The sequence below is a fragment of the uncultured Fretibacterium sp. genome (assembly GCF_938040765.1).
Lineage (GTDB): Bacteria > Synergistota > Synergistia > Synergistales > Aminobacteriaceae > CAJPSE01.
This window is the reverse complement of record NZ_CALIAA010000025.1, coordinates 1-1,725: the sequence shown is the minus strand read 5'-3', so window position 1 is coordinate 1,725 and position 1,725 is coordinate 1. Positions and strand designations below refer to the sequence as shown.

1 protein-coding gene is annotated in these 1,725 nt (G+C 63.8%); it reads right to left on the bottom strand.

What is annotated here, in order from left to right:
- Window positions 1-20: 20 nt before the first annotated feature.
- Window positions 21-1,664, bottom strand: a complete 1,644-nt coding sequence (gene hcp, locus Q0176_RS00790) for a hydroxylamine reductase (RefSeq protein WP_299298068.1) — start codon at window positions 1,662-1,664, stop codon at window positions 21-23.
- Between the last annotated feature and the right edge of the window lie 61 nt (window positions 1,665-1,725).

Sequence of the window (1,725 nt, the reverse complement as noted above, 5' to 3'; positions counted from 1 at the left end):
TGTCATTGCAGTTATTTCCGTTACCCCAGGATGGCCTTGAGGTCGGCCTCGGGGGTCGTGATGGGCTGGATGTTGAAGGTCTTCTGGAGGAACTCCAGCACGGGCGGCTTGACGAACGCGGGCAGCGAGGGTCCCAGCCGGATGTTTTTGATGCCCAGCGAGAGCAGGGAGAGCAGGATGCAGACGGCCTTCTGCTCGTACCAGGAGAGCACCAGGGAGAGGGGCAGGCCGTTGACGTCGGTTCCGAAGGCCTCGGCGAGCGCCGAGGCGATCTTGAGCGCCGACGCGGCGTCGTTGCACTGTCCGACGTCCAACAGGCGCGGCAGGCCGTCGATGTCCCCGAAGTCCAGCTTGTTGAAGCGGAACTTGCCGCAGGCCAGGGTGAGGATCACGGTGTCCTTCGGAGCCTGAGACGTGAAGTCCGTGTAGTAGTTGCGGCCGCTCTTGGCCCCGTCACAGCCGCCGACCAGGAAAAAGTGACGGATCTTCCCGGCCTTGACCAGCTCCACGACCTTTCCGGCGGCGTTCAGCACGGCGTTGTGGCCGAAGCCCACCAGGATACGCTTGTCGTCGCCGTCCTCCTCGAAGCCCGGCGCGGCCAGGGCGGCCTCGATAACGGGCGTGAAATCCTTCTTTTCGTCGATGTGCCGGACGCCGGGGAAGGCCACCAGGCCCGTGGTGAAGATGCGGTCCGTGTAGTTCGTGGGCTTCTGGATGCAGTTGGTGGTCATCAGGATGGCGCCGGGGAAGGCCGCGAACTCCTTCTGCTGATCCTGCCAGGCCCCACCGTAGTTGCCGGCCAGGTGCGGATACTTCTTGAGGCGCGGGTAGCCGTGGCAGGGCAGCATCTCGCCGTGGGTATAGATGTTGATGCCCTTGCCCTCCGTCTGCTGGAGCAGCAGGTCCAGGTCGCGCAGGTCGTGTCCCGAAACCAGGATGGCCTTGCCCTTCAGCGGATGGATGCGGACCGGCGTCGGCTCCGGATGCCCGTAGACCTCGGTGTTTGCTCTGTCCAGGAGGTTCATGACCTCGATGTTCCACTTGCCGGCGTCCATCGCATGGGCCGTCAGCTCCTCGACGGTCATGACCTCGCGGCTCAGGGCGTCCAGCTTCTCGTGGAAGAACCCGTATATGCGCTCGTCCTCATAACCCAGGACGAAGGCGTGGTGCGTGTACGCCGCGCTGCCCTTCAGTCCGAGCAGGATCAGGTCGTAAAGGCCCTGGACGACGTCGCCGCGCTTCTCGGCCCAGCTTTGAGGCGTATACTGCCCGCCCGCTATCGCCATGTCGGCCATGCTCTCGGGGAGCGAGTCCACAGCGGGGCCGGATAGGGACTCGGCGGTCCTGCCCGCGCGGGCGCAGGCGTCCTCGTAGAGCTTCCTCGCCTTGCTCCGGACGACCCCTGCCTGGGTGATCATCTCGGCCATGCGGATGTTGTCGAAGTTGACGTTGGTCACCGTCGTGAAAAGCGCCTCGACCACGAAGCGGTCGATCTCCCCGTCGACCGCCCCGAGGCCGCGCGCACGGTGCGCGTACATCGCAATTCCCTTTGCCGCGTGGATCAAAAGGTCCTGAAGGTCCGAAACCTCCGCGGACTTGCCGCACACCCCCATCACGGTGCAGCCCGTCCCCTTGGCAGTCTGCTCGCACTGGTAACAGAACATCGCGATTCCCCCTCGTTTTGTCAAAGTCAACAGATTCTTATCTAAGAGTAAATAGGAACCT

Bases quoted from the DNA above. Each gene is read 5' to 3' on its own strand.
- hcp (WP_299298068.1), bottom strand. From the start codon at position 1,664: ATGTTCTGTTACCAGTGCGAGCAGACTGCCAAGGGGACGGGCTGCACC.